At 69.6% G+C, this 22,014-nt stretch carries 20 protein-coding genes; 10 read left to right on the top strand and 10 right to left on the bottom strand.

What is annotated here, in order from left to right:
- Nucleotides 1–16: 16 nt before the first annotated feature.
- From bpln_RS25100 to bpln_RS25065, 8 genes are all read right to left on the bottom strand, one after another.
- Nucleotides 17–1,231, bottom strand: a complete 1,215-nt coding sequence (locus tag bpln_RS25100) for a sugar ABC transporter permease (protein WP_082465433.1) — start codon at nucleotides 1,229–1,231, stop codon at nucleotides 17–19.
- The gene (locus bpln_RS25095; RefSeq protein ID WP_055140324.1) at nucleotides 1,218–2,705 is read right to left on the bottom strand and encodes a PelD GGDEF domain-containing protein; all 1,488 of its coding nucleotides are present in this window, start codon (nucleotides 2,703–2,705) and stop codon (nucleotides 1,218–1,220) included. Before bpln_RS25095 ends, bpln_RS25100 begins: the two co-directional genes overlap by 14 nt.
- A 61-nt stretch (nucleotides 2,706–2,766) precedes the next feature.
- Nucleotides 2,767–3,318, bottom strand: a complete 552-nt coding sequence (locus tag bpln_RS25090; RefSeq protein WP_055141212.1) for a hypothetical protein — start codon at nucleotides 3,316–3,318, stop codon at nucleotides 2,767–2,769.
- 60 nt (nucleotides 3,319–3,378) lie between these two features.
- Entirely contained in the window at nucleotides 3,379–7,779 is a 4,401-nt protein-coding gene (locus bpln_RS25085; RefSeq protein WP_063891333.1) for a tetratricopeptide repeat protein, read from the bottom strand.
- Nucleotides 7,754–10,747, bottom strand: a complete 2,994-nt coding sequence (locus bpln_RS25080; RefSeq protein ID WP_055140323.1) for a bifunctional glycoside hydrolase/polysaccharide deacetylase family protein — start codon at nucleotides 10,745–10,747, stop codon at nucleotides 7,754–7,756. Before bpln_RS25080 ends, bpln_RS25085 begins: the two co-directional genes overlap by 26 nt.
- A gap of 641 nt (nucleotides 10,748–11,388) precedes the next feature.
- The gene (locus bpln_RS25075) at nucleotides 11,389–12,336 is read right to left on the bottom strand and encodes an aldo/keto reductase (protein WP_042627906.1); all 948 of its coding nucleotides are present in this window, start codon (nucleotides 12,334–12,336) and stop codon (nucleotides 11,389–11,391) included.
- Between the two features lie 106 nt (nucleotides 12,337–12,442).
- Nucleotides 12,443–13,501, bottom strand: a complete 1,059-nt coding sequence (locus bpln_RS36130; protein ID WP_148654169.1) for a hypothetical protein — start codon at nucleotides 13,499–13,501, stop codon at nucleotides 12,443–12,445.
- Nucleotides 13,502–13,754: 253 nt separating this feature from the next.
- Nucleotides 13,755–14,426, bottom strand: a complete 672-nt coding sequence (locus tag bpln_RS25065; protein WP_042627905.1) for a class I SAM-dependent methyltransferase — start codon at nucleotides 14,424–14,426, stop codon at nucleotides 13,755–13,757.
- A 381-nt stretch (nucleotides 14,427–14,807) separates the two neighbouring features.
- Between bpln_RS25065 and bpln_RS25060 the strand changes: the two genes are divergently transcribed.
- The gene (locus bpln_RS25060) at nucleotides 14,808–16,298 is read left to right on the top strand and encodes an aminotransferase-like domain-containing protein (RefSeq protein WP_055141211.1); all 1,491 of its coding nucleotides are present in this window, start codon (nucleotides 14,808–14,810) and stop codon (nucleotides 16,296–16,298) included.
- A gap of 132 nt (nucleotides 16,299–16,430) precedes the next feature.
- On the top strand, nucleotides 16,431–17,501 hold the full coding sequence (locus bpln_RS25055) for an Ldh family oxidoreductase (RefSeq protein WP_055140321.1): 1,071 nt from the start codon (nucleotides 16,431–16,433) through the stop codon (nucleotides 17,499–17,501).
- Nucleotides 17,502–17,710: 209 nt separating this feature from the next.
- On the opposite strand, the gene bpln_RS25050 is transcribed toward bpln_RS25055, so the two are convergent.
- Nucleotides 17,711–17,914: a cold-shock protein gene (locus bpln_RS25050; protein ID WP_042627902.1), complete on the bottom strand. Its 204-nt coding sequence runs from the start codon at nucleotides 17,912–17,914 to the stop codon at nucleotides 17,711–17,713.
- 545 nt (nucleotides 17,915–18,459) lie between these two features.
- Between bpln_RS25050 and bpln_RS25045 the strand changes: the two genes are divergently transcribed.
- Genes bpln_RS25045 through bpln_RS25025 form a run of 5 tightly spaced genes read left to right on the top strand, consistent with a single transcriptional unit; the run spans nucleotide 18,460 to nucleotide 20,087 of the window.
- Nucleotides 18,460–18,729 (top strand): hypothetical protein, encoded by a 270-nt coding sequence (locus tag bpln_RS25045; protein WP_042627901.1) that lies wholly within the window; start codon nucleotides 18,460–18,462, stop codon nucleotides 18,727–18,729.
- A gap of 15 nt (nucleotides 18,730–18,744) precedes the next feature.
- A complete protein-coding gene (gene rpsU, locus bpln_RS25040; protein WP_042627900.1) occupies nucleotides 18,745–18,957 on the top strand; it encodes a 30S ribosomal protein S21 in 213 nt (70 codons plus the stop codon).
- A 10-nt stretch (nucleotides 18,958–18,967) separates the two neighbouring features.
- Nucleotides 18,968–19,201, top strand: a complete 234-nt coding sequence (locus bpln_RS25035; protein ID WP_042627899.1) for a hypothetical protein — start codon at nucleotides 18,968–18,970, stop codon at nucleotides 19,199–19,201.
- A 24-nt stretch (nucleotides 19,202–19,225) separates the two neighbouring features.
- Nucleotides 19,226–19,717 (top strand): hypothetical protein, encoded by a 492-nt coding sequence (locus bpln_RS25030; protein WP_148654168.1) that lies wholly within the window; start codon nucleotides 19,226–19,228, stop codon nucleotides 19,715–19,717.
- 7 nt (nucleotides 19,718–19,724) lie between these two features.
- Nucleotides 19,725–20,087 (top strand): hypothetical protein, encoded by a 363-nt coding sequence (locus bpln_RS25025; protein WP_055140319.1) that lies wholly within the window; start codon nucleotides 19,725–19,727, stop codon nucleotides 20,085–20,087.
- Between the two features lie 144 nt (nucleotides 20,088–20,231).
- On the opposite strand, the gene bpln_RS25020 is transcribed toward bpln_RS25025, so the two are convergent.
- The gene (locus bpln_RS25020; protein WP_042627893.1) at nucleotides 20,232–20,471 is read right to left on the bottom strand and encodes a hypothetical protein; all 240 of its coding nucleotides are present in this window, start codon (nucleotides 20,469–20,471) and stop codon (nucleotides 20,232–20,234) included.
- Between the two features lie 194 nt (nucleotides 20,472–20,665).
- On the opposite strand from bpln_RS25020, the gene bpln_RS25015 reads away from it, so the two are divergent.
- The 3 genes from bpln_RS25015 to bpln_RS25010 all read left to right on the top strand — a co-directional run bounded on the left by bpln_RS25015 (nucleotide 20,666) and on the right by bpln_RS25010 (nucleotide 22,010).
- A complete protein-coding gene (locus bpln_RS25015) occupies nucleotides 20,666–20,923 on the top strand; it encodes a hypothetical protein (RefSeq protein ID WP_226993786.1) in 258 nt (85 codons plus the stop codon).
- Nucleotides 20,924–21,198: 275 nt separating this feature from the next.
- The gene (locus bpln_RS38210; protein ID WP_275472440.1) at nucleotides 21,199–21,327 is read left to right on the top strand and encodes a hypothetical protein; all 129 of its coding nucleotides are present in this window, start codon (nucleotides 21,199–21,201) and stop codon (nucleotides 21,325–21,327) included.
- Between the two features lie 152 nt (nucleotides 21,328–21,479).
- On the top strand, nucleotides 21,480–22,010 hold the full coding sequence (locus tag bpln_RS25010) for a cupin domain-containing protein (RefSeq protein WP_055140318.1): 531 nt from the start codon (nucleotides 21,480–21,482) through the stop codon (nucleotides 22,008–22,010).
- Nucleotides 22,011–22,014 lie beyond the last annotated feature (4 nt).

The raw sequence follows: 22,014 nt of genomic DNA, 5'->3' as shown, positions 1-22,014 counted from the left end.
CGGCTTGGTCATCCGCTTATTGATCGGCTTGCGGCGCCGGCGCGGCCGCGGCCGGCTGCCAGAATTCGAGCGCGGCGCGCAGCGCGGGCGGCACGCCGCTCGCTCCCATCGCGCCGAGCAGGCTGGCCACGCGCGCGAAATCGCGCCGCCAGTAGGCGGACTCGGCCAGATACGGCAGCAGGCGGTCGCGCGGGAAGCCGCTGTCGATCGCGCGCTGCAGCAGCGTATCGGCCGCGTCCAGGTCGCGCCGCAGCAGCGCGAGCCGGCCGCGCAGGCGCCACAGCGCGGCGTCGTCGGGGAGCAGCGCGAGCGCGGCCTCGGCGAAGCGGTCGGCCTGCGCGATCGCGTTGTCGTAGACGTCGCCCGTCACCAGTTGCTGGTAGATCAGCTCGCCGTACAGCTCGGCGAGCACCTTGTTGATGCGGGCGCGTTCGGCCGCCGGCCGCGCGCCGCCGCCGGGGGCGCTGGAGGCGTCGGAGGCGTCCAGCGCCTCCAGCGCCGCGCGCTCGGCGGTGATGCGCTGGGTCAGCGCCCTCTCCTTGCTTTCGAGGCTGCCGTAGGCGAGCAGCCGGATGTCGTCGAGCGGATCGGCCAGCATCTCCTGCAGGATCGGCGAGACGGTGCGCACCGGCAGCGACTGCATCGCGAGCAGCGCGGTCATGCGGAAATCGACGCTGGCCTCGGCGTTGCGCAGCTCGGCCTTCAGGCGCGCGCCGCGCCCATACGAGACCGAGCCGATCAGGTATTCGGCGAACTCGGGTTCCTCCACCGTGCTCACCGCGAGGCTCGCGCGGTTGGCCGGCAGCAGGCGCGAGAGCGCGAACGCGCCGAGCGTGCAGATCACGCCGCCGAACGGCACCGCGAAGTTCAGGAAGCCGAGCAGCATCAGACCGCGCGCGGTGGCGGGCCGCAGCGCGCGCGGCAGCAGCCGTGCGCTGCCGGCCGTGACCAGCAGCGCGGCCACCGCCAGCAGCGCCAGGCAGATCGCCACCAGCCGCGTGTTGACGGCCACCGCCGCCACCGACGCCTCGGCCGCCACCGGCAGGCCCGAGAGCCATTGCGCCGACGGGTCCGGCAGGCTGCGCGCGGTCAGCAGCCACGCATACCCCTGCAGCGCGAGGCCGAGCGCCACCAGCAGCACGGCCAGCACGGCGCCCGCCGCGTCGCGGCCGCGCGCGGCCGGGGCAGGCTTGCCCGATGCGCCGGGTTGGCGCGGATCAGCCGGCGACACCGCAGTGCTCCATCAGCTTGACGAGCGGGTGCATCGGGTCCTCGGCCGGCACGTTCATCGAATAGACGGCCACGTGCGCGCCCTCGAAATCGACGCCGAACTGCGCGCGCAGGTTGTCCTCGATCCGCATCAGGTAGCCGTCCACGCCGCTCGTGCCCGACAGCGGCATCAGCGTCAGCACGGCACGGCGGCGCGCGCCGACGATCTCCCACTGCGAGTCGAGCGCGCGGCGCGTGCGCACCACGTGCTCGCAGAGCGCGGCGCCGCGCTCGTCGCTGTCGAACACCAGCGTGACGACGGCCGACAGCACGCCGGAGTCGCGACGCAGGTGGACCAGCCGCGCATAGTCGAGCGCGAAGCGGTGCGGGCAGTCGGGGAACGCGGCCAGCATCTCGCGCGTGACCTCGGCATGGCGCACGCCGTCCGCGTAGAAGTTGCAGAGCACCAGCAGGAACTGCAGGTTGTCGCGCGTGAGCGCGAGGAACGGCATGCGCTCGATCGTCATCACGCCGACCGGCGCGCCCTTCACGTCCAGCAGCGGCACGCAGGCCAGATAACGGCTGCCGATCGAGGCGGCCGCGTCGCCGCGCGCCTCCACGTGGACCAGCTTGCGCGTCTCGATCGCCTCGCGCACCAGCGGGTCGTTCACGTCGAGCGGCGCGGCGCCGCCGATCGCGGCGGCGCTCTCGGCGGCCGGTGCGCCGTGCCGCCACGCGTGCACGCTCGCCACCTCGAGCTGCACCGCCTGCGCGGCCGCGTCGAGAAACGCCTGCGCGCCGCGCAGCGCGACCTCGCCCTGCCCGGCCGCCGACGGGGTGGCGTCGAACACCACCGCGCGCAGCCGCGAGAGCGAATCGCGCAGCGTGGCCGGGCGGCTCAGCAGGTCCTGTTCGAGCCGCTCGTGCGAGAGCCGCAGCATGAACTGGTTGCGCGTCAGGATCGACAGGCGCTCGGACAGGTAATCGTTGGCGATGCGGTTCTGGCGCAGCCGCGCGATCCAGATGTCGCCGAACTGGCCGGTCAGCAGCGTGAGCAGGAAGCCGCCGAAGAAGAACTCCATCGGGAACGGCCGCACGAAGGTGGTCTCGCCCGCGAAGGCGGCCGCGCCGCCCGCGGCGGCGACCGGCACCGGCACGGCCGGATACAGCAGATACCAGGCGGCCAGCACCACGAAGCCGGACACGAGGCCCGACACCGAGCCGTAGCGCAGCGCGAGCACCACCGGCGCGAGCCAGATCCAGCCGAAGCCGACGTGGATCAGCAGCGGATCGTCGGCCGAGAACGCGCGGCACAGCGCGAGCACCACCACCGTGAAGACCAGCGTCTCGACCAGCGCGATCACGCGCCGCCGCGGCGAGCGGTCCGGCGGCGCGATCAGCGCGCTCCACCATGCGGCCGCGCCGGTGGCGCGCACGGTCCGCGCCTGCGCGTCGCGCTTGCCGGGCCCGGCCGGCCCCGTTGCCTGGGTATTCATGCCCACCGCCTGATCGATGTCGAAGTCCGCTTCATCGCGCGCGCCACCTGGCCGCCACCGCTCAACGGCCGAGTGGCGCGAGCAGGTCGCGCTCGAGCTTCTGGGCCACGCCCGACACCGCGTCGCGGCTCCAGCCGGTGCGGCTGCCGGTGCTGGTCCAGACGATCTTGCCGGTCTGCACGTCGATCACGTTGAAGGTGAGGCCCACGGCCGGCTCGCCATCCACGCCCACCTTGTAGCGCCATTCGTTGACCGCGCCGGTCAGCGCGTAGTGGATGTTCTGCTGGCGCGCCCAGTTCAGCGCGTTCTGCTGCGCGTCGGGCTTGGCCGGATCGAACAGCGTCTCGTCGTCGCCGCCGCCCGGGTACGGCACCACGTTCTGGTAGCCGTAGGTGCGCAGCAGGCTCTGCGCGATCGAGCCGGCGCGCTGGCCGGCCTGCGGCGTCTCGGTGTGGTTCGCGATCGGCAGGACGGTCCAGGCCTCGCCCTTCGAGGCGGGCACCGCCGCGCTGCGGTCGACCACCGCGCAGCCGCCGAGCGCCGCCGCGGCGAGCGTCGCCGCGCAGACCAGCGCGGCCGCCCGGAAGCGCCGCGATGCGTGGTTCGTGTTCATGCGTTTCTCCTCAGATTGCGTGTGATGCTGCGTGTGCGTGGCATGGCGTGTCATGGCGCGTCAGTACAGCCAGCGATACCGCGCGCCGATTTCCTTCACGGACGTCGAGCTGTTCGACGACGCCCCCTGGTACAGCCCGTAGAGCAGTGCCTGGTCGCCGCCGAACACGCTGCCCGCCAGCCCCATCTCGACCTGACCGGTCCAGCCCGAACGCGAGTCGCGCACCGGGCCGGCCGAGAACATCGGGCGCCAGCCCTTGGTATAGGTGTCGGGCAGGTCGTCGCCGAACGAGAACAGCAGCGCGCCCTGCGTGAACGTCTGCGGCATGAACGCGGCGGCCGTGACCGGCGTGCCGGGCGGCAGCAGCGCCGCGAGCCGCGCGCCCGGCGTGCCGTTGCCGTTGCCGTACTGGCCGTGCGTGAACACGGCGCGGATCGTGTAGTCCGGGTAGTCGGCCTTGATCTTGTAGCCGGCGCTGACCTCGATCAGGTGGCCGTCGCCGAGATAGGTGCGGTCCTGGCCGAGGAAGCGCGAGTATTCGTAGCGCCCGCTGCCGAACCAGTGCGGATCGAACTGGTAGGAAAGGCCCACCGAGGCCAGGTCCTTCACGCCGCCCACGGTCAGCTGCGTGGTCTCGGTGGCGGTCTGGTTGTAGCCGGCCGCGTAGGTCAGCGTCAGCTTCGAATTCACGCGCGCCTTGCCCTCCACGCGCGCCGTGGTGATGTCGCGCAGCGCCTCGCGGCGGCCCACCGTGACGGTTTCCTCGTCGTACTGGCCCTGGTGCCGGTACATCGCCTCCAGCACGCGGTCCTGCGTCGGGATGTGCGGCAGCGTGGCCGCGTCGCCCGACTGCTCGCGCTGGCGGTAGCCGAGCCGCACGCTCTGCGACGGCGTGATGCGCGCGCCCACCGAGGCGCTCTGCTCGTTGTAGCGCAGCGAGCCCTGGTTGCTGTAGCGCGTGCCGACGTCCACCGACTGCGCGTTCTTCATCGCCGCGTCGCGCAGCTGCTGCTGCATCACGTCGTCGTGCGGCGTGGCGATCAGCGCCTGGTAGGCGCTCGACTGCGCGTCGGTCAGGCGGCCGGTCAGCACCTGCGCGTCCACGCGGTTCTGGCGCGGGATCAGGTCCGGCAGCGTGTCGAGCAGCCGGTTCAGCGTGTTGACATCGCCCTCGTCGATCGCCAGCTGCGCCTCGGCGTACACCGGGCGGCTGTTGCGCTCGATGAACAGCCTGGTCAGCCACGCGTGTTCGAGGTCGGGCGCCTGCTGGGCCTGCGCCCACGACACCGCCGCCTCGCGCGCGATCGCCGAGACCACGCGCCGTTCGCGCCGGATCGCTTCCTGCCTGACGGGCGGCAGCATCGCGAAGTCGCCGAGCTGGGAGGGATACGCCGCGGCGCCCTGCTGCGCGTCGTCGCCGGCCACGTCGGCGCGCAGCAGCTGGATCAGCACCGCGCGCGACTGGTCGCCGGTGCCGAACTGCGTCGCGAGCGACACGTAGCGGCCGGCCAGATCCTCGCGCTCGGCCTCGGGCAGCGGTGCGGCGTCCGGATCGCGGCGGCGCCGCGCGAGTTCGATCCACACCGACTTGCGCAGCTGCCACGCGTCGTCGGCGCGGCCGTCGAGTTCGAGCGCGTCGGCGAAGGTCAGGCGCCAGAGCGGGTCCTGGCGGTTCGCGTCGGCCTGCTTGCGCAGGTAGTGCAGCGCCTGGCGGCCGTCGCCGAGCCGCAGCGCGGCGGCGATCATCGGCGGCCAGAGCGGCGCGTCGGTTTCGGCGCGGGCCGCGTCGCGGCGCATCGCGTCGCGCAGTTGGGCCTCGGTGCCGCGATCGTTCAGATACCAGAGCCAGGTGACCTGTGCCTCGGTGCTGTCCGGCGCGAGCGCGAGCGCGCGCTGCACGTCGCGCGCGACGTCTTCCTGGCGGCCCGCGTCGCGCTCGAACTGCGCGCGCGCCAGCAGGAACGGCGCCGACTGCTCGGCCGCCGCGGTCTGCGCGGGCGTGAGCGAGGCCAAGAGCGGCGCGATCCGGCCGCGCGCATGGGCGCGCTCGTAGTAGTAGAGCGCCTGCGTGAGCATGCGCACGTTGCCGGACTGGCGGTAGCCGTATTCGGCCAGGCGCGCCGCGTCGAGCGGCGAGGCGTCGTAGAAGCCGATCATCGCCTCGAGATCGTCGCGCGAGGCCTTGCCGCTCGCCAGCAGCTCGCGATAGCCGGCGCCGGTGTCGTGCTGCTGCTGGGTGGTCGAGCCGAGCAGCGCGTAGAAGCGCCAGAAATCCTCGTCGGCCGGCGTCGCGCCGCGCCTGGCCTCGTTCATCGCGGCCAGCGCCGCGTCGAACTGCGTGCGCGTGTAGAGCATGGTCGCGATCTTCAGCGCGTAGCCCGCGTTCGGGCCGTAGTCGCGTTCGAGATCGCGCCAGGTGGCGAGCGCCAGATCGTCGTCGCCCTTGCGCTCGGCCTCGGTCGCGTAGCGCTCGCGCACCAGCCGGCCGATCGGGCCGTGAAAGCGCGCCTGCAGGAAGCGCAGCGCGCCGTCCGGGTCCGCGTTCGATTCGTAGGCGGTGACGGCCGCGTCCACGCGCTTGATGTCGCCGGGGTTCGCGTCGGCCTGATGCAGCGTCAGCGCCAGCAGCGCGCGCTGGTCGTTCAGGCCCGGCGCGAGCCGGGCCACCTGCTGCCACGCGCGCGCGTCGCCGCGCGACTGCGCGAGCGCGAGATAGTTGGCGAGCGCGACGTCGGGGTGATGGTTCCACTCCGCCACCTGCGCGAGCCGCTCGTGCCACGCGTCCGAGCCCGGGTCGCGCGCGAGCGCCTGCTGCGCGACGTGCTCGGCGCTCGCCACGTCGCCGGCGGCGAGGAACACACGGTAGGCCAGTTCGAAATCGGCGGCGCCGGCCTTCTGCTTCGGCGCGTCGGCGGCGGGCGCGGCAGCCGGCGCGGTGGCGCCCGCTACCGCACCGCCCGCCGGCGGCGCGCTCGCCGCGTCGCCGGAAATCGCGCCGGTCGCCACCGTCGTGCTCGACGGCACCGGCACGCGGATCAGCCGCGCCGCGTCGCGCGCCGCGGCCGGCGTACCCGCGCGCGGCGCGGACGAGACCGCCGCGGCCGGCGACATCGATGAGGCCGACGCGGCCGACGCGTCGCCGCTCGCGGCAATCCGCACGATCCGCGCCGGGTCGGTGGCCCGCATGCCGGCGTCGCGCAGCGCGGCGCCGGGCCGGGCCGGCGCGTGAAACGCCGGCAGCCACGCGGCCCGCAGCCAGACGCCCCGCGCGTTGCGATGCACGACGAGCGCGTCGTCATGCGCGGCATGGCCGGCGCTCGCGGGCGCCTCGATGCCGGGGCGTGCCGGCGGCGCCGTCGCGACGCGAGAATCGAGCGCGGCGCCGGTGGCTACCCGCGCGTCGCGATGCATGACGAGCGTGTCGTCGTGCGCGGCATGCCCCGCGTCGGCGGGCGCCTCGACGCCGGGGCTTGCCGCCGGTGCCGCGACGACGCGAGACACGCGCGCGACGCCGGCGGCTGCGCGCGCATCGGCGCGCCCGGGCGCCGGGTCCGCGCCATGCCAGGCCGCGAGCCCGACGCGCGGCGCGCCGTCGACGCGCCCCGCGTCGCCGAGCACCTGCAGCAGCCGCTTCACGTATTGCGCGGCCAGATCGGGCCGCCCCGCCGCGAGCGCGACGTTCGACAGGAAGCGCAGCGTGTCGGGATCGTCGCGGAGGTCGCCGAGGTGGGCCTGCGCCGCCGCCATCGCGCCCGCCATGTCGTTGCCCGACTGCAGCGCCTTCACGCCGGCCGCGAACGCGTCGCGGCGCGCCGCGCGCGTGGTGGCGCGCGCCTGCACCGCGAACCACGCGTCGGCGGCCTCGCGATAGTTCTTGCCGCCGAGCCGCGTGGCCGCCAGTTCGGCCAGCCACGCATCGGCGTGCGCCGTGTCGCGCCGGGCCAGCAGCGCGTAGTAGCGGCCCGCCAGCGCGTTGTCGCCGAGCCCGCGCGCCTGGCGCGCCAGCGCCGTCAGCGCCTCGACGTCCCACGGCTGGTCGACCGCGCCTTGCAGCAGCGCGTCGAGTTCGCGGATGCGCGCGGCGCGCGCCGGATCGCCCGGCTTCAGGCCGTACAGCGCGCGCTGCGCGAGCGAGATGCGGATCGCCAGCGCGTTCTGCCGTGCCGACGGATCGCGCGACGCATCGAGCCGCGCCAGCATGCGCGCGACGTCGGCGCTGCGGCCGCCGGTCAGATAGGCGCGGGTCAGTTCGGTCTGCACGTCGGCGGCGTCGGGTTCGATGCGCAGCCACGCTTCCAGATAGGCGATCGTCAGGCTGTCGGTGCCGGCCAGTATGCGCGCCTCGAGCTTGCCGCGCGGATACGCGAGCACCAGCAACGCGCCGATCAGCGAGCCGAGGACGAGAACGACGGGCAGCGGAAAGAACCGCTGGCGCTCAGAGGTCGCAGGCGACGTCGACATGCAGGCTCGAAGGATGGGAAGCCACGGGATGGCGGGTCACGCGACACGCACCGGCGTTCGCGAGGCGGAATTGCGGCGCGACCAGCGAATGCAGATCGAACGAGAAGCCGCGCGCGCTGCGCTCGAACCCGTCGAGCTCGCCGTTCGCGTCGGCCAGGTACGGCACGCGCGGCGCGCGCGCGGCGTCGATCACGACGAAGCGCGCCTCGCTGCCGGCCAGATGGACGTAGGTGCCGCCCGGGCCGGGCGCGTAGCCGGCCACGCCGGTGGCGGTGCGCAGGTCAGGCACCTTGCCCGGCGGCAGCCGCACGGTGCGCAGCCGGCCGGCGTCGCGCACCACCCAGGCGCCGCCGTCGCGCGCCACGCTCATGTCGAGCGAGTCGAGCACCTTGCGCGCGTAGTCCGACGAGAACACCGGCGTGACCGGCTGCGCCAGCACGCTCTTGAAGATCGTCTCGAGGGCCTTCACCGACGCGAGCTTGGTGCCCGAGAACATGTGGTAGTAGATGTCCATCGGCTTGAAGCGGATCGGCGCGTCGGTCATCGCGAAGGTTTCGAGCACGCGCGTGAAGCCGTAGAACGGGCCGTGCCAGAGGTCGGTATAGAGCTCCTCGTTCTGGTTCGGCGCGAACACCTGGTAGTAACCGTCCTTCATCACGCCGAGCGGCGCGATCGCGGTCCAGCTAGGGTAGCTTTTGGTGATCAGCGTGTCGCCGCCGTTCATGTTCAGCACGCCGGCCTGATAGGCGGCCTTCAGCACCGGCGCCGGCACCTGGCAGTCGCCGCTCCACAGCACCATCTTCACCGGCTTCGCGGCGGGCGCGACGCTGTGGTCGAGATAGGCGATCGAGCCGCCCACCTCGCGGTCGATGCTGAACACGTAGCCGGGGATGTCGATCGACAGGCCGCTCGTGTTGTTGCCGCCGCCGCCCTCGGCCGGCGTGTCGTCGTCGGACACGCCCAGCCCCGTCACGCGCATCCATTGCAGCGGGTGCGTGTAGGTGTGGGTGGCCACCTCGACGTTCGGCAGTTCGAAGATCCTGCGGCCGAGCGTGCGCAGGTGCGGAGCGAACGCGCGGAACGGCCCCTGGTCGCTGACCTCGCCCTCGATCAGCGACACCGTGGTGGGCATGCCCGAGTCGCGCAGCAGCCGGTACAGCGTGTCGCCCGAATAGGCCGGCGCGCTGCTGTCGTTCTTCATCGACGGCGTCGAATACTCGGCGCGCGACGCGAAGCCGTCGCCGTCGATGTGCGACATCAGCAGGCGGCGGCCGTTCTCGGTGGTGGTGTCGGGCACCGGCATGTCGGCCGGCAGGCGCAGCGCCGCGCGCAGGAATGCGAGCGGCTGGGTGACCCAGCGCGCCTGGTTGACGGCGCCGAGCGCATAGACGCCGAACGGCCGCATCACGTAGCCGCCCCACGGCGTGAGCGCGGCGCCGTCGATCTCGAAGGCGCCCGAGCGCAGCCGCAGCAGCGAGCGGCTGTGGGCGCCGGCGCGCACCGCCGTGTAGTCGCGCGGGTCGGCGACCGGCTTCATCTCGAAGCCCATCATCGCGCGATCGTAGGACTGCACGTCGAGCCGGCCGTTGGCGGGCGCGCCGTCCACCATCGTCAGGTCGAGCCTGCGCGCGAGCTGCACGTCGAGCGGCGTGCCGAACGAGGTGAACACCGCGATCGGCACGTGCGCCTCCACCTGCGCCTCGAGCCACGCGCGATAGGCGGCGCCGCGCGGCACGTCGTTGTTGAGCCACAGCACGATGCCCGCGTAGCGGTCCGCGAGCGGGCCGGCCGGCAGGTCGCCGCGCGCGTCCACGTAATCGACCTGGTAGCCGAGATAGTTGAGCGGCATCGCCAGGTAACGCACGCCCGGCGAAACGTTCAGGTCGGTGCGCGGCGGCGGATCCTGCAGCACCAGGATGCGGCGGCGCATCGGCTCGACGGCGCCCACGCCCATCGTCGCGAGCGCGCCGTCGGTCACGAACGGCACCAGTCCGTCGGCGCGAATCCGGTCGATCGAATCGTGCGAGCAGGCGGCATCGCCCGGCGCGCAATAGTCGATCGAGATCACCGGCAGCGCGTACTGCGAGCGAATCGTGCGCGCCTGCCCCAGCAGCCAGTCGCGATCGGCCTGCGGCACCGCCACGTAGCGCTGCTGCGCCTGGTTCCAGCCGTGGTAGAGCGATTCGAACGCCACCGCATAGACCTGGTCGTGGACCTGCGGCAGGATCTCGAAGCCGCGGTTCAGGATCAGCCTCGCCTGCGGGTAGCGCGCGCGGATCGCGCGGATCACGGCCACGAGGCCGGCCTGCTGGCGCGCACGCGCCTCGTCGGTGGTGGCGGCGAGCTGGTAGGAATCGAGCGTGTCGAGAAAGAAGCCGCGGTAGCCCTTCTCCCATAGCGGCCGGATCACGTGGTCGACGAAGAACGCCGGCCACTCGGGCTGGCTCTGGTCGATCACGCGCGAGGCCCACGCCGCGTTGCTGCCGGCGAACCAGGCCTTCGGGATCGCCTTGTAATAGGCGCGCGACGGCAGCACCTCGCCGACGCTCGCATAGGCGAACCAGGTGGTGTGCGGCAGCGGATGCGCGAGCGGATCGAAGCCGCTGTCGGGCTCGACCACGGCCGCATCGTAGGCGGACAGCAGCTCGACGGGGGGATGGGCGCCGTAGTAGAGCGCGAACGAAGGCTGGGCGGCATTGCCGTCCGGCGCCCGCGGGGTCGTTTGCGATGTGGGCGGGGCGGGCTGCTGCGCCGGGGCCGCCGGCGCGGCCGGTGCGGTGTCGCCGTCGGCGAGCGCGGCCGGCGCGCTCGCCAGGACCACCACCGCCGCCGCCATCAGCATGCCGATGGCCTTCGCCGCCGCGCCGGCGCGGCGCCGGATCGCGGCCGATGCCCGTGAGGCGGCATCAGGTGCCGAGGCTGCTCGTAACGATTCGCGGAAATCGGCAAGGCGTCGGCGTGGTGTCATCGATTTTCATGGCGGCGATGGGAAACGACGAAGTCATGGATCGCACGATCCGACCGTCTTTTTTAGCATCGGAGATTCTAGCCAAAGAATCCCGGCGCGGATATCCATCGGCCGGCAAACGTTACAGTCGGGACACAATCGCGTGGCGCGATTGCCAACCGGGGCGAAACGTGCAAAGGCACGCCTGGCGCCGTCATTGACTCGATGGTCGCGGCCTGGCATGTGATTGCCGGCATCATGCTGGCGCAATGGAATTTGCTTTGTCGTTTCAATGGCCCATATCGAATCGTTTCAATGAATGATCAAGAGGCTGATGAATCGAACGGTAAAAAATATCGAACGATCATGCGGCGACGCAGCAGATTTGACTGGCCTTGCGTGTATTTGAAGGAACCGGATGCGAGACCGGGGAGCGGGCGCGTCTAGCAGGCCGCGTGCCCGCCTCGATCGTTGCGCGCGCATCAATGCCGGGATGGGGAACGGCGGGCGGCGGGCGGTCCGGACGTGGCACCGCGGCCGGCAGCGGCATCATCAGGCCGCCGCACCGGGTGCGGCGGCCCGGGCGGCTGACGTGCCGCAATCTGGCTGCGCCGCCCGCACCGCATGCAGCCGCGAGCGCGACAGGCACGCGGCGGGCAGGATCAGGGCGCGCTGGCGGTGTCGAGCGCGCGCACGTCGTCGGCGTCGAGCGTCAGTTGCAACGCGGCGCCGAGCGTTTTCAACTGGTCGAGCGAGGTGGCGCTCGCGATCGGCGCCGTCACGCTCGGCCGCGCGATCTGCCAGGCCAGCGCGACCGAGGCCGGCGTGGAGCCGTGCTTGTCGGCCACCTTGTCGAGCGCGTCGACGATGCGCCAGCCGCGCGCGTTCAGGTATTTCTCCACGCGCGAGCCGCGCTTGCTTTTGGCGAGATCGTCGCTCGAACGATACTTGCCGCTCAGGAAGCCGCTCGCGAGCGCGAAATAGGTGATCACGCCGAGCTTCAGGTCGCGCACCACGGGCTCCAGGTCCTGCTCGTAGTCGGCGCGGTCGTACAGGTTGTATTCCGGCTGGATCACCTGATAGGCGGGCAGCCCGTCGCGCCGGCTGATCCCGGCCGCCTCGCGCAGCCGCGCACCGCTGTAGTTCGACGCGCCGACGATGCGCACCTTGCCCGCCTCGATCAGCGTCTGGTACGCGGCGAGCGTTTCCTCCAGCGGCGCCGAATCGGCGAAGTCGCGATGCGAGAAATACAGATCGATGTAATCGGTCTGCAGGCGGCGCAGCGAATCGTCCACCGCCTTCAGGATGTTCTCGCGCGACAGGCCCGGGCGCGCCTCGAGCATGCCCACCTTGGTGGCGATCACCACGCGCTCGCGCTTGCCCGAGCGCTTGAGCCACTTGCCGAGGATCGTCTCCGACTCGCCGCCCCGGTTGCCCGGCACCCAGGCCGAGTAGACGTCGGCCGTGTCGATGAAGTTGATGCCGGTGTCTTCCAGCGCGTCGAGCAACGAGAACGAGGTGGCCTCGTCGGCCGTCCAGCCGAACACGTTGCCGCCGAACACGAGCGGCGAGACCCGGATATCCGAATTGCCCAACGAACGATCTGCCATCCGGGAAACCTCCATGAAGACGACGCGATGAGGCCGCGGCGCGGGTGCGCGCGGCGGGTCCGGAGAATCTACCGCAGAAAACGGATCACGGCAGCGAGGCGCCCTCTCACGTCATGCTGACCACGGTGAAGGTGAGCACGTCGCTGTAGTCGCCCTGCTTCAGGCCGGGCGCCACGTAAGTGTGGAAGACCGACGTGAAGCACGTTCTGCCGGAGGCGTTCAGAACGACGGGGAGTCTTCTCCGGTTTGGCAGATCGATATCATAAAGGCCACCGTTCAGCACCACGGTGTACGGTATCACCTGGTTGGGATCGTCCAGTGCTTTCAACTGGTACTGGTCATTGACGACTCCGTTCTGGCTTTCGGCGTCGACCACCACGGCGGCACCACCGGCGCTCAATCCCGAATAGGAAAAACAAAGTTGATCGTCCGCCGCCGTGAATCGTTTTTCTCCATGGTCCATCGGCAACTCACCGAGATCCCAGTCGGGTGCGGACATGCGGATCGTGACGGGAGGCTTCGGCGGGTGAAACGGATCGACGACTTGACACCCGCTCCCGTTGGAGTCCGGGTACAGGTAGGCGGCTCCGGTTACCTCCTCGGTGAAGGCCATTCCACCCACATTATAATTCCCGGCGGTAATGCTGATTGCCGACCATTGCCCCCGGACAGTGACCTCGATATAGGCGGCAAAATTAAAGGTATTGGACCAGGAATTATTTTCATTGGGGTCCCATAGCCTATAAAATATCCTGCCGGGCCAATCTGGCCGGGTGACGCTAACGCTATAGTTGGAGGGTACTCCGTCCATTACCACGATCGGTGAAAATGCCTCAGTGCCCGGGACTACCTTTCCGTCCTTGTCATAAACCAATGGCATTATCGTCCTGGAATACAGCCTCCCCGTAAAACTCGAATCCGTGTATATCCGGAAATTAGCGATCAACGATGCCGTCACCGAACCATCACCATTGTCGCGCCACGTACAATTTCCGTAGCTGTCGACCACCGGCCGCCTGGGTACCACCTGAGCCCAAGCTGGCTCGCAAAAAAAGAGCGGCATTGAAATCGCTCCCCATCCCACCATGCCTGCCAGTATTTTTCTTTTATTGGATCGAAAAGACGACAAGCTCGTCCGGATAAAATAATGGATCAATAACCACATTAAGCCGCTCCGAGGGATAATGTCGCGACATGCCTGCCGCGGCGCAAGCTTTCAATCGACGACTGTCCCGTGAATCCTGATTGCCTTGATAAAAATCAAGCACGTGCCGTATGCGCGGATACGCGATCGGCTTTTCATTCAAACACGATCACACGAAAATTTACGCGCGCGATATCTCGAAACAATCGAAATTTTACGAGATGCTTTCGCATCGTTCCGGCATGGAACGCATGCGCCGCCCGGCCCGACCGCGTCATTGCTGGCGCCAGTACACGCTGCCGCCGTCCGCGGCCGGTACGAGCTTGGTGTGGTTGACGTGCGTGAACGCCAGCGGCGCGCGCACCCAGTCGTATTGCAGGACGAACTGCCGTGCGTGCAGCGTCGCGACCAGATCGGCGAGGCTGATGCGCGCCGGCGCGTAGCCGCGCAGGATGAAGTACTGCATCTGCCAGACCTGTGCCCAGGCCCAGTTGTCGTGCCAGCCGAAATCGCGCTCGGACCACACCGAGACGTGCGCCTCCGACAGCACGTTGTCCACCGAGTTCTGGATCGCCGCCTCCGGCAGCACGAGCACCGTGTAAGCCGAACGGTAGGTGAGGAAATTGAGCAGATCGAGACCGGCCGACTTCGGCAGATGCTCGATGCAGTCGCCGATGATGGTCAGGTCGAACATCTCGTCGGTCATGGTGGCCGGGATGTCGGCCGCGCTCATCAGATGCAGCGGCGCGTAGAGCGTGTCGAGCCCGTACTTGCCGACGTAGGACGGCTCGATCTCCACGCCTTCGAGCCGCGCCCCGGGCAGCGCCGCGCGCACCATGTGGCCGTACTTGCCCGCGCCGCAGCCGATGTCGAGCACGCGCGCGGGCGCGACGGCGGCGAGCAGCGCGGCCGTCACCTCGTCGAAGGATCCGGCGGAAAACGGCATGGGGATGTCTCCTGGAAGGCGAGGCGGTTTGTCGGGCATCCACCGGCGCCACGATCGAAGGGACGGCGGCCGGGGCGGCCGGCAAGCCGGCCGGAGAACCAGCGCCGAGCATAGCGCCCGCCGCCTCCACCCGGCAAGCTCGCGGCCAGCCGCCTCGCGCGGCGGTGAGCGGCCGCGCACCAGCCGGTTCTGTTCGATCCCCGATCGATCCCCTACAATGCGCCGACCGACGTCCCGCCGCCCCGACTGCCTCCCGATGCCCCGCTCTCCCGAGTCCCCCGCTGCCCGCTGCGCCTTGGCATCCGTGGCTTGCGTCGCGCCCGCCACGTTCGCGACCTGCCGCGCCCCGGCCGCCGTGCCGCGCTCGCGCGCCGCCGCCCGATGACGCGCCGCGCCGGGCCGCCCTCGCCGGCCGCTCCCGTCACGCGCTACGAGGCGCTGGCGCGGGCGCTGGCCGACGAGATCCGATCCGGCAACGTCGCCGTCGGCGCACGGCTGCCGTCGCTGCGCCAGATCATCGCGCAGCACGGCGTGAGCCAATCCACCGTGTTCCGCGCCTACTACCTGCTGGAGGAATGGGGCTTGATCCGCGCGCAGGAGCGCTCGGGCTACTACGTCGCGCCCGGCGCGCGCGTGGTGGCCGCCGCGCGGGCCGACCACGCACCGGCGCCGCCGCACGCCGCCTCGACCAAGGTGGACATCAGCGAACTCGTGTTCTCGGTGCTCGATGCCGCCAGGCGCCCCGACGTCGCCCCGCTCGGCTCCGCGTTCCCGTCGCCCGAGCTGTTTCCGCTGCCGCGCCTGGCGAAGTCGCTGGCCACCGCCGCGCGCGAACTCGACCCCTGGAGCACCGTGGTGGACCTGCCGCCCGGCAACGAGGCGCTGCGCCGCCAGATCGCGCTGCGTTACCTCGGGCTCGGGATCGCGCAGCCGCACGACGAGATCGTGGTCACCAACGGCGCGCTCGAGGCGCTGAACCTCTGCCTGATGGCTGTGACGCGCCCCGGCGACGTGGTGGCCGTGGAAGCGCCCGGCTTCTACGGCGCGCTGCAGGCGATCGAGCGGCTCGACCTGCGCGCCGTGGAGATTCCCGTCGATCCCGTGGATGGCCTCGATCTCGATGCGCTCGGCCGAGCGCTTGAGCGGCACCCCGTGCGCGCCTGCTGGTTCATGACGAACTTCCAGAATCCCACCGGCGCGCTGCTCGCCGACGAGAAGAAGCGCGCGCTGGTGGAACTGCTCGCACGGCATCAGGTGCCGCTGATCGAGGACGACGTCTACGGCGAGCTGCACTTCGGCGCGCGCGCGCCGCTGCCCGCGCGCGCGTTCGACCGCCACGGGCTCGTGCTGCACTGCAGTTCGTTCTCGAAGACGCTCGCGCCCGGCTACCGGATCGGCTGGGCCGCCGCCGGCCGGTTCGCGCCGCGCGTGCAGCGCCTGAAGCTGATGACGACGATCGCGGCCAGCATTCCCGTGCAGGCCGGGCTGGCCGACTACCTCGAACACGGCGGCTACGACCGCCACCTGCGCAAGCTGCGCGGCGCGTTGGCGGCGCAGCTCGACGCGCTGGCGCGCGCGATCGCGCGCTGGCTGCCGCGCGACGTGCGCTGGACGCGGCCGCGTGGCGGCTACTTCGTCTGGATCGCGCTGCCCGACGAGATCGACGCGATGGCGCTGCATGCGCGCGCGCTCGCCCGCGGCGTGGGGATCGCGCCGGGGCCGATCTTCTCGGCCTCGCACGCGTTCGCGAACTGCGTGCGGCTCAATTTCGGGCACCCGTGGTCGGACGCCATCGAGCAGGCGATCCGCACGCTGGGTGAACTGCTCGCGGACCCGGCGGTGCGGCGGCGCGGGAGCGGACTGCCGGCCTGAGCCGGACCGCGACCGGGCCGGGTGTCGATTGCCGCGACGCCCGGCCGCCTGATTGCCTGGCGCCGCCGCGCGCGGGCCTCCGGCATCATGAGGCCCCGACCATCCCGCCGGTTCTTCCGAGGAGTTCGCACCGTGAGCGACGACACCCCCGACACCTTCCGACGCCTGGCCCCCGATGCGCTGCGCGAGTTCGTGGCCGCCGTCTACCGATCGAAGGGCGCGACGCCCGACGACGCCTTCGTCGCCGCCGACGCGATGGTGCAGGCCGACCTGTGGGGACACCAGTCGCACGGCGTGCTGCGGCTCGGCTGGTACTACGCGCGGCTGTGCTCGGGCGCGATGCGCGCGCAGGCCAGCCCGGGCTTTCCCGTCGACGCCGGCGCGATCGCCGTGATGGACGGCGCCGACGGCATCGGCCCGGCGGTGGCGAGGCACGCCGCGCTCGACGTGATCCGGCGCGCGAAGGCGCACGGCATCGGCGCCGTGTCGGTGCGCAACTCGAACCACTTCGGCACCTGCATGTACTTCACGCGGATGGCCGCCGAACAGGACTGCATCATGCTCTGCACCACCAACGGCGGCCCGAACATGGCGCCGTGGGGCGGCCTGAAAAAGCTGATCGGCACCAACCCGTGGTCGGTGGCGGTGCCGGCCGGACGCTACGCGCCGCTCGTCATGGACGTGGCGAACTCGGGCGTGGCGCGCGGCAAGATCTTCCTCGCGCAGACGCGCCACGAGCCGATCCCGACCGGCTGGGCCGTCGACGCGAAGGGCCGCCCGACCACCGATCCGAAGGAAGCGCTCGAGGGCTTCATCCTGCCGATGGCGGGCCACAAGGGCTACGCGATCGGCACGATCGTCGACGTGCTGTCGGGCGTGCTGTCCGGCAGCGGCTTCCTGGACGAGGTCCATGGCCCCTACGATCCCGTCAATCGCAGCCGGGCCGGGCACCTGATGATCGCGCTAAACGTGGCGGCGTTTCAGCCGCTTGAAGCGTTTCATGCACGCATGGAGCGCTACATCGAGACGCTGAAGGCGGTGCCGCTCGCCGAGGGCGTCGAAGAAGTGTTCTATCCGGGCGAGAAGGAAGCGCGCGCGCACGAGAAGCAGGCTGCCGAGGGGATCCTGCTGCCGCTCGAGACGGTGGCCGGGCTGGACCGGGTTGCGGCCGATGCGGGGGTGGCGCCCGTGGTGCGCGATTGAGCGGGCGATGTCGCGCGCGGCCGGGCCCGATCACCGAAGGGAGCCGGCCGCTGCGGGACGCCGGTCGGGCACGGCCCGTGACGACGCGGCTTCATGCAACCGACGGGTCGTCAGGACTTCGATGATTCGGAAACACGCGTGCTTCGACGGGGCGAGTTCAGCAGTGCTGCCGTTGCCGGATTCATTTCTCCAGGCACGGAGCGGGCGAATCAGAGTGCCGTGATGTCGCTCGCATGGAGCCCTTTGGGACCCATCTTCGTCTCGAAGCTCACGCGCTGGCCTTCGATCAGGGTGCGAAAGCCGTCGCCGCGAATTTCGGAAAAATGAGCGAAGAGATCGTTCTTGCTGTTGTCCGGCGCGATGAAGCCGAACCCTTTGCTGTCGTCGAACCACGTGACGATACCGGTGTCCATGAGAATCCTTTGATGAAGAGTAGACGTACAGAGCCGCGCGCCCTGTTCGAGCACGGAAAAGAATCAAGGAGGGAGAGGACAACGAATACCGCAGTGTAGCGGTCAGTGATGAGCAGCAATCGCGCTTCTTGTCGATTCAACGGCGGACCTTACGCGTTGTGGCCGCGTCGGTCAAACGATTTCGCTCGCGGCATCGATTCGTCACGCCGGGGAATCGACCTTCGAAGCCCGGGGGCAGGAAACTTGATTGACGCGCGTGCCTGCTCGCGCGAGTACCAGCGCGGCAAGGAAGTACCAGCGCGGCAAAGAGCCTGGCCGATTCGAATATAAATTGCGCGCGGCACGGTTTCTCGCCGAACAAGCGGAGTATGATGGACCACGCCTCGGGATCATGTCGTTCGTGGTGCGTCTGCGCTTCGACGCCCTTCATCCCCCGCCCCCAGTCGATCTTTCGTCGTCCTCTCATCTTGCTGCCAGCCGTGCCAGGCGCGGGCAGTCCGTCACGCTTCACCACTCCCGCCCGCGCGGCTCGCCAGGAGGCGAACATGAGCATGCATCTGTATCGCGGCTTCGAGATCTATCCGTTGATTTACCAACACGCAAAACCGGTGGCAGGCTCGGGCCGCAACTATGACGACGGCTTCGACGCCGCCGTCAGGATCTGCCTGCGCGGCCCCGAGCTGACCTGCAGCGACACCTTCAAACTGAACGAGGCAACTCCGTTCCTGACCTCCGGCGCCGCCCGTCGCGCCTCGCTCGAATTCGCGCAAGGCATGATCGACCGGCACGACGGCGAGAACTGGATGCCCTCATAACTCAACCGGGTAGCTATGACCAAAATCGTCCTGAAGATCGATGAACCTGTCGAGGTCGCGCTGCGTCGATTTCGCCGTGAAATCCAGAGAAGTGGCCTGATCCAGGAGGTGCGCGACCGCAGCTCCTACGAGAAGCCGACCACGCAACGCAAGCGCAAGCTCGCCAGCGCGGTATCGAGGCAGCGTGCCCGGCTCAGACGCGCGATGCCGCCACCGAAGCTGTATTGAGGAACACGACATGGAAGTCAGGCAAGTTGCCGGCCTAACCTACTTCGCCTTGACGCGCTGCGAGGTCGACTTTAATCCCGCCCTCGACCGGATCACCTTGCTGCCAACCTACTACGCGTTCGGCTGCGAGTATGCCAGCCGGGGATTCATGCTCGACCGCAACGACGCGTTCGCGTTGATTGCCGCCATCGAGAAAGCCCTGAGTGTCGACGGCGGTCCCGCAGCCCCCCCGTCACGCTCATGATCCTCCGGAGCAAGGCCCGTCGACATGAACGCTTCCACCACTTCACCGAATCGCGACGATCTCCTGCATCTGCTTCACGCAGCATGCGCTTCGGGAGAGGAAATGGAGCGCCGTTTGCGGCGCCTTCTGACGCATGAGCCGCCCGCCGCGCGAAGCCGGAAACTGGAAGACCTGCTTGCCCAGACGATCGAGCAACAGGGCCTGCTGCGGGCAGCCGTGAACCGGATCGAGGACACCCCGACCCCGGTGCATGATTCGCCGGATACCGCTACGGCGCCGATACCCATCGATTCCGGAGCCCACGGGGCCGAGCGCGCTCACGCTCTGTTCCATCTGCGCGAGGATATGCTGCGCGAGGCCGAGCTTTACGCCAGGCTGATCGAGACAGCGGAATCCGCCGGGTTCTTCGAAACCAGGTTCGTGTGCGAGGGCATTCTGTCCCAGAAGTCGGCAACGGTCGAATGGCTGGGAATGCAGCCTTCGCGGGCGGGAGCACGGCAGCAAGCAGGCCGATGATCTCGATATGGACTACAGCCCGGCCGGCAAGCAGGCGATCGTGAAGTACATCACCCTCCTCTACTTTCTCGTCGTTGCCCAGCTGGCCGCGAGGCGTCAGCTGGACTCGTGGCTTCCTGTCGCGCAACTGGTGGCCCTGCTTCATGGCTGGATCGGCGAACATCGGATGAAGTGCGACTGGCGAGACCGGATCTGGCTCGGCAAGGCCTCGCTCGAGGTAGCCCGGTCCGTGCATGCCGCTTATGGCCCGGCGTTCATCGTTCCGTTCCTGGCCCCGTTGGTCGAATCGAAAAAGACGACAGACGATGCGCGTGAAAAGCGGTGCATCCTCAGGAACGCCTGCTACCGTTATCTGATCCGCAAACTCTAGCGCACCTGGGCGGTTCCCCGGGCAGGTTGCCATACCGCGCACAAACAGTTCGGCAGCCTAACCTCCCGCCTTGCGGGGACGGCCGCCAGCCATCAAGCCGTCCGCCGGCACGCTCGCCGAGCACGGTGGCAGACAAGCATGCAGTCAATCGACAGGACCCAGCAACAAGTCGATTGCGGCTTGCCCCGCTATTTCGCCCACGAGATAGGCCCATCGCTCCGTGAAGGGACCGTTGCGCAACGGAATACGGTCTCCCCGCGCGCCGAGCACTTCGAGGTTTGACGCGCCCTTTATCTGAAACGTCACGTCAAACATGTCCTTGTCGGCCGCCGGGAGCAACTCGACTCGAATCTCGAAGCCGCGGTATGCGATTACTCGGTGCATGAAAGTCTCCTTCTGTTACTAGACCCCGTCATGATGCAGCATTAGACCCTCCCGAGGGAGAACGACGCGGGCAGCGGCCCGCGCGCCTTGCCTTCGATGCGCTCCGCGCCGGTCCTCCTTGCGCGACTTTCGCTTAGAATGGATCGTCACGAGGGCCGCGAGGCGGTTTGCAGCGTTTAGGAAAAGGCGAGAGCATGGCGAAACTGGCAGCGACTGTAGCGGGCATGCACGTCATCGTGGCGATGACCGGCAAGACGGCCGAAGTCGAAATCACCGTATACCCGGTTGGCCAGCCTCAGCGTCGACAGCCTGCCGTTGTGAAGGTCCAGGAGTATCTGGACGCCGGCGTGTCGGTGGAGATGATCCTGCAGCATGCCATGCATCTGGCATCGACCACTGTCCGGACCGTCGCGGCCCGCCATAGCGTCTCGGCACTTCCGGAATCGACGTGAGAGTCCGCCGGACGCGCGCGGGATGAAGCTCCGGAGATTCGACGCGTTGCGGATGCTGGCCGCCGACGCAGATCTGCTCCATGGATGGCAGTGCCTCGCTCACGGTCTTCCCGTTTGGCGCCTCGGGCGCATTACCTCATCGACCGCATTCCCGCGGCCTTCGAGGCCGTCGCGTCGAATGCGGCCTTGGACTCGCACTCGGCTAGCTATCCTGGACGCTCGAACAGGCAGTCCGCGAAAGCGGGAAGGCGGCGCGCACGCACGAGAAGCAGGCCATGGAAGGCATCCTGCTGCCGCGCCAGAAGGTGGCCGGGCCGGATGCGTTGCCGCTGATGCGGGGGTGGCACTCGCGGCGCGCGATTGAGCGGGCGATGTCGCGCGCGGCGCGGGACCTTGGAGCGTGACGACAACGGCGTACCCTTCGCGGCGATCGTCATGCCTCGCGGCCTTGACCGGCCGGGCTGCCTTCGCCACGCTGTTCACGATCGCGCCGCGCGGGCCGGAAGATCCGGCTTTGTGCCTGACCGGCGCGGAACCCAGAGGACAAGGATACGACATGACCGACAAGCAGGCGCCCACGATCATCAACCTGCATACGGCGCCGGAAATCGCGGCCGACGCCCCCGCCGCCTGGACGCACTTCCACCGCGACCTGACGCCCGCGATGAGGGAGGCGGGGCCGGGGCGCTTCGGGATGGGGCGTCTGGGCATGAACGCCATACGGGTGCCGCCGGGCCACAGCGCGTGCCCGGCCCACACGCACCTGATGGCCGACGAGATCTTCGTCGTACTGGAGGGACAAGGGCTGTTCCGCTACGGCGATCGTGTCGACGAGATCCGCGCGGGAGACTGCATTTCCTGTCCGGCCGACACGGGAATCGCGCACCAGATCGCCAATCCGGCGACGCCGGGCGGCACGGATCTGGTCTATCTCGCGATCGGCGCCGCGCCGCCCGCGGAGATCTGCACCTATCCCGACAGCGGCGCACTCGTCGTCGATGCGTTCGGGCGCCATGGGTTCCTGCGCGAGGCCGATTACTACGAGGGGCAGCCGGAGCCCACGCCGCTGCTGCGGCGTGGCCCGTGACGCG

Source organism: Burkholderia plantarii (genome assembly GCF_001411805.1).
In the GTDB taxonomy this organism is placed as follows: Bacteria; Pseudomonadota; Gammaproteobacteria; order Burkholderiales; family Burkholderiaceae; genus Burkholderia; species Burkholderia plantarii.
The sequence above is the reverse complement of the archived record's forward strand: the minus strand, read 5'-3'. Positions and strand labels throughout refer to the sequence as shown.

Bases quoted from the DNA above. Each gene is read 5' to 3' on its own strand.
- bpln_RS25010 (WP_055140318.1), top strand. From the start codon at position 21,480: ATGACCGACAAGCAGGCGCCCACGATCATCAACCTGCATACGGCGCCG.
- bpln_RS25075 (WP_042627906.1), bottom strand. From the start codon at position 12,336: ATGGCAGATCGTTCGTTGGGCAATTCGGATATCCGGGTCTCGCCGCTC.
- bpln_RS25060 (WP_055141211.1), top strand. From the start codon at position 14,808: ATGACGCGCCGCGCCGGGCCGCCCTCGCCGGCCGCTCCCGTCACGCGC.
- bpln_RS38210 (WP_275472440.1), top strand. From the start codon at position 21,199: ATGGAAGGCATCCTGCTGCCGCGCCAGAAGGTGGCCGGGCCGGATGCG.
- rpsU (WP_042627900.1), top strand. From the start codon at position 18,745: ATGACCAAAATCGTCCTGAAGATCGATGAACCTGTCGAGGTCGCGCTG.
- bpln_RS25085 (WP_063891333.1), bottom strand. From the start codon at position 7,779: ATGTCGACGTCGCCTGCGACCTCTGAGCGCCAGCGGTTCTTTCCGCTG.
- bpln_RS25035 (WP_042627899.1), top strand. From the start codon at position 18,968: ATGGAAGTCAGGCAAGTTGCCGGCCTAACCTACTTCGCCTTGACGCGC.
- bpln_RS25030 (WP_148654168.1), top strand. From the start codon at position 19,226: ATGAACGCTTCCACCACTTCACCGAATCGCGACGATCTCCTGCATCTG.
- bpln_RS25015 (WP_226993786.1), top strand. From the start codon at position 20,666: ATGGCGAAACTGGCAGCGACTGTAGCGGGCATGCACGTCATCGTGGCG.
- bpln_RS25090 (WP_055141212.1), bottom strand. From the start codon at position 3,318: ATGAACACGAACCACGCATCGCGGCGCTTCCGGGCGGCCGCGCTGGTC.
- bpln_RS25065 (WP_042627905.1), bottom strand. From the start codon at position 14,426: ATGCCGTTTTCCGCCGGATCCTTCGACGAGGTGACGGCCGCGCTGCTC.
- bpln_RS25025 (WP_055140319.1), top strand. From the start codon at position 19,725: ATGGACTACAGCCCGGCCGGCAAGCAGGCGATCGTGAAGTACATCACC.
- bpln_RS25045 (WP_042627901.1), top strand. From the start codon at position 18,460: ATGAGCATGCATCTGTATCGCGGCTTCGAGATCTATCCGTTGATTTAC.
- bpln_RS25020 (WP_042627893.1), bottom strand. From the start codon at position 20,471: ATGCACCGAGTAATCGCATACCGCGGCTTCGAGATTCGAGTCGAGTTG.
- bpln_RS36130 (WP_148654169.1), bottom strand. From the start codon at position 13,501: ATGTGGTTATTGATCCATTATTTTATCCGGACGAGCTTGTCGTCTTTT.
- bpln_RS25050 (WP_042627902.1), bottom strand. From the start codon at position 17,914: ATGGACACCGGTATCGTCACGTGGTTCGACGACAGCAAAGGGTTCGGC.
- bpln_RS25080 (WP_055140323.1), bottom strand. From the start codon at position 10,747: ATGACACCACGCCGACGCCTTGCCGATTTCCGCGAATCGTTACGAGCA.
- bpln_RS25095 (WP_055140324.1), bottom strand. From the start codon at position 2,705: ATGAATACCCAGGCAACGGGGCCGGCCGGGCCCGGCAAGCGCGACGCG.